Source organism: uncultured Campylobacter sp. (genome assembly GCF_938018145.1).
Lineage (GTDB): Bacteria > Campylobacterota > Campylobacteria > Campylobacterales > Campylobacteraceae > Campylobacter_A.
On sequence record NZ_CALIII010000188.1, the window covers coordinates 1 to 4010 of the forward strand.

The 4010-nt window shown below is 46.0% G+C and carries 4 protein-coding genes; 2 read left to right on the plus strand and 2 right to left on the minus strand.

Features of this window, described 5'->3' with window-relative positions; all coding sequences use genetic code 11:
- Together Q0338_RS04360 and Q0338_RS04365 are read left to right on the plus strand one after the other, a co-directional pair.
- The coding region (locus tag Q0338_RS04360) for a DnaB-like helicase C-terminal domain-containing protein (RefSeq protein ID WP_298085688.1) at positions 1 to 1016 on the plus strand (1016 nt) is incomplete at its 5' end.
- 23 nt (positions 1017 to 1039) lie between these two features.
- A complete protein-coding gene (locus Q0338_RS04365) occupies positions 1040 to 2314 on the plus strand; it encodes a ComEC/Rec2 family competence protein (protein ID WP_298085689.1) in 1275 nt (424 codons plus the stop codon).
- On the opposite strand, the gene Q0338_RS04370 is transcribed toward Q0338_RS04365, so the two are convergent.
- Entirely contained in the window at positions 2311 to 3141 is an 831-nt protein-coding gene (locus Q0338_RS04370; RefSeq protein WP_298085690.1) for a YihY family inner membrane protein, read from the minus strand. The genes Q0338_RS04365 and Q0338_RS04370 overlap by 4 nt on opposite strands.
- Positions 3122 to 3778, minus strand: coding sequence for a hypothetical protein (locus Q0338_RS04375; RefSeq protein WP_298085691.1), 657 nt, complete (start codon positions 3776 to 3778; stop codon positions 3122 to 3124). Before Q0338_RS04375 ends, Q0338_RS04370 begins: the two co-directional genes overlap by 20 nt.
- Positions 3779 to 4010: the final 232 nt, after the last annotated feature.

Consider the following 4010-nt stretch of genomic DNA (forward strand, 5'->3'; position numbering starts at 1 on the left):
TGGACGAGCTGAGTCAGAGTTTTTATTCGCTAGTGGACGGGCAGAGCGCGGGCGTCGTAAAAGACGCTCCCGCCATCATCGCAGACGTCATCGCGCACCTAGAAAAGCAAAAACTGCTCGAGGATAAGGATATCGTGGGCATCGACACGGGATTTCGCCAGCTAAACGAGATGACGAAGGGCTTTAAGCACGGCGATCTCATCATCATCGCGGCGCGCCCGGGTATGGGGAAAACGACGATTTGTCTAAATTTGATGAACCACGTGCTAATGCGCGGCGGCGGAGTCGTGTTTTTCTCGCTTGAGATGCCTGCCGAGCAGATCATGCTGCGTATGCTAAGCGCCAAAACCTCGATCCCGCTGCAAAACATAATGACGGCCAAAATGGACGACGAGGAGTGGTCGCGCCTAAGCGACGCGTGCGAGGATATGTCTAGTCGCAAGCTTTTCGTCTATGACAGCGGCTACGTAAACATCCACCAGATCCGCACGCAGATGCGCAAGCTCAAGTCCTCGCACCCAGAGATCACGCTGTGCGTCATCGACTACATCGGCCTCATGATGGCGACGTCAAATTTCTCCGACCGCCACCTACAGATCGCCGAAATCTCGCGCGGACTAAAGCTGTTAGCGCGCGAGCTAGACATGCCTATCATCGCGCTTAGCCAGCTAAACCGCAGCCTGGAGTCTCGCGCCAACAAACGCCCGATGCTAAGCGACCTGCGCGAATCAGGCGCCATCGAGCAAGACGCCGACATGATACTTTTTGTCTACCGCGACGAGGTTTACCGCGAGCAGGAGGAAAAGGAGGCCGAGAAAAAGGCGCACGCCGAGGGCAAGGAGTATGTGCGTAAATTTGTCCCTAACAAGATCGAAGAGGACGCCGAAATCATCGTGGGCAAAAACCGAAACGGCCCTGTTGGCACGGTAGAAGTAATATTTCAGAAGGAATTTACGCGCTTTGTCGATAAGAGCTTTGGCGCCGCGCACGTGGCGGAGTTTAACCCAAACGCCTAAAATGCGCCCTTTAAGCTCAAATTTTGCAAAAGCCGCAGCGTAAATCTATCTTTGAAAACGCGCGCGAGGTTTATATATTTTGCCTTGCGTGCGCGCTCGTTTTTGCGCTAAATTTGGGCTTTAGCTACTATAAATTTTGCGAATTTAAAGCCCAAAACGGCGTTATCTTACAAGCTAAAATTTTACAAAACTACGAAAAAACGAACGAAAAAGGCAAAATTTACCGCGTTTTAAAGCTAAAAACGCAGGATTTTAGCTTTTATACGACGACTCAGGCGGACTTTGACGCACAGGCAAACGAGCAAATTTTAATCGGCGCCGAAAACAAAAACGTCAAATTTAAAGAGTACCTAAGCGGCTCGTTTTTTATGCCAAGCTACGGCGTGATGCAGCTTAGGTATGCCGCGAGCGAGGAGCGAATTTACGATAGAATTTTTGAGTTTATCGCCGCACAGCACGAAAGCGAAAAAATGACCGAGCTTTTTACCGCGCTGTTTCTGGCTGCGCCCGTGGGCAAGGAGCTGCGGCAAGACGTAAATTTCTACGGCGTAGCGCACCTGATCGCGATTTCCGGTTATCATTTGGGACTGATTTTTGGGGCGTTATATTTTATTTTGTGCCCGATTTACCGCTATTTTCAGGCGCGATATTTCCCGTATCGAAACGCCAAATTTGACCTCTCGGTCGCGATCTTTGTGATTTTGTTTTGCTATCTTGCGCTGATTGGCTTCGTGCCATCCTTTTTGCGGGCGTTTTTGATGAGCCTGCTGGCTCTGTTTTTGCTCGCTAGAAACGTGCGCGTCGTAAGCTTTGAGCTGCTTTTTGTCGTGATTTGCGCCGCCGTGGCGATGATGCCTAGTCTGCTTTTTAGCGTCGGATTTTATTTTTCATGTCTCGGCGTATTTTATATTTATCTATACTTGCGGCACTTTGGCGAGCGGTTTTCAAATTTGACGCACGCTATCTTGCTAAATTTTTGGGTATTTTCGGCGATGATTTTGCCAGTGATTTACTTTTTCCCGCTCGTTAGCGCCCAGCAGCTAGCCGTCTTGCCGCTCACGCCGCTTTTTAGCTTGTTTTATCCGATGAGCGCGCTTTTGCATGTATTTGGCGCAGGCGGCGCGCTTGATGAGTATTTGCTAGAATTTCTCTCGTGGCGCGCAAAGGGCGTAAATTTGAGCGTGCCGTTTTGGCTGTTTTTGCTCTATAATGCGGCGAGTTTAGCAAGCGTCAAAAGCAAAATTTTAGCCGCCGTTATCGTGCCGCTAAATTTACTCTGCTTTGCCGCGCTTTTTTAAGATTCTTTGTCGCTCTCGCCCGCTTTTTCCAGATACGCGCACAGCTTTACGCCGTAAAGAAATATGATCCACGACACGTAAATCCACACGAAAAAGAGCAGCACCACCGAAAACGAGCCGTAGATGCTAAGATAGGTTTTGTTATTTGCGGCGTAAAAGACGAAGATATTTTTGCCTAGATACCAGATGAGCGAGGCCACAAACGAGCTAAAAAGCGCGTTTTTTAGGGCGATTTGGCGGTTTATCGAGATGAGATACGTCACGCAAAATATCGCCCAGATGATGAGGTACGGAAAGATACTTATGAAATTTATCCACTTCGTGTAGTCGCTGGAGTTTAGTATATCTTGAAATAAATTTGAGAGATAAAAACTAAGCCCAAGTCCCAAAGGAGCTAGCGTTATGAGCGTCCAATACGCGCTTAGCGAGTTCCAAAATTTGCGGCTACTCGTGTGCATGATGCGGTTGATGACGTATTCGTAATCGGCAAAAAACATAATCGAAGTAAAGATAATCGCGCCAAGGCCGAGGATGCCAAGGCTTGAGCTGTTTTGCAAAAAGGTCTCGATGTAGTTTGAGATCGCGTCTTGGTTTGAGGGCAGTAGCTGGGCAAATATAAATTCCTTGATCTTGGCGTAATAGACGCTAAAGCTTGGCATCTGCGTAAAGAGCGAGAGCGAGATGAGAAGCACGGGGATGATGGAGAGCATCGTGTGAAAGCTCAGGCTTGATGCGTAGTGCAGTAGCTGCTTGTCCTTGATCTTTAGCATCGCCGTGAGCCAAATTTTAAGCGTCTCTTTTATCTTTTCAAATCTTTGTGCAGTCATTTTGATCCTTTGAAATTTTCTTTTGCGGGTCGAATTTTGCAATTTTATTTAACCTTTCGTATATTAGCATTTCGATAAAAATTATATCTCGCTGCGCATAAGGAAAACCTAGTGTAAAATTTTTACGATTTTTTGCGTCCCTTATTTTTAGGATAGGCATCTTTCCTCTCATCTCTTTTTCTAAGTAAACGTCTTTTATAGCGATCTTTGTACTAAAATTTAACGGCAGTATCTCCCGCTCTTTTCTTATGCTACAGCTATCTATGATGACGCCTTTTTCCGATAATGGCAATACGCAACTTAGCATCACCGCAAAGCCGAGCGCTATTACAAGTGCCGTTTCTCCGTCCGTCCTGCGCAAAAAGCCGTCTACACACAAGGGATTGCTCGCGTCATAGCATCTAACTTTACCCTCACCTTTGCTAGTTTTTATCCAAGGTTCGTCAAACGCTATCATCGATCCCCAAGATAGAAAAAGAATTACAAATAGAAATTTGCCCGCAGGGCTAGGGCGTACGAGCCATGCACCGTTTTCCGTAGTTTTATAAGATGCCCTGCTTTTAAATAGCACGTCTTTTAAAATAGCGAGCGCTAGTAGTAAGATATTTGCGACAAATACAAAATATAAAAAAATCATCTCTTCGCCTTAAATTTATGTATTTTACAACGATAAATTTAAATTTAAGCTGGGCGGGCGGCGGCTTTGGCTTCCGAGATTTAGACTAACTTTTTAAATATAAAAATCTCCAAAAAATCTATGTCTTTTCGCGAATACAAAAATCCTGCACCAAAACCTCTTTTGTTATTTTTGCCTCTTATTTTGATGATTTTTACGCCTCTTATAAAGGCGATACTATAAGTTATCTCTT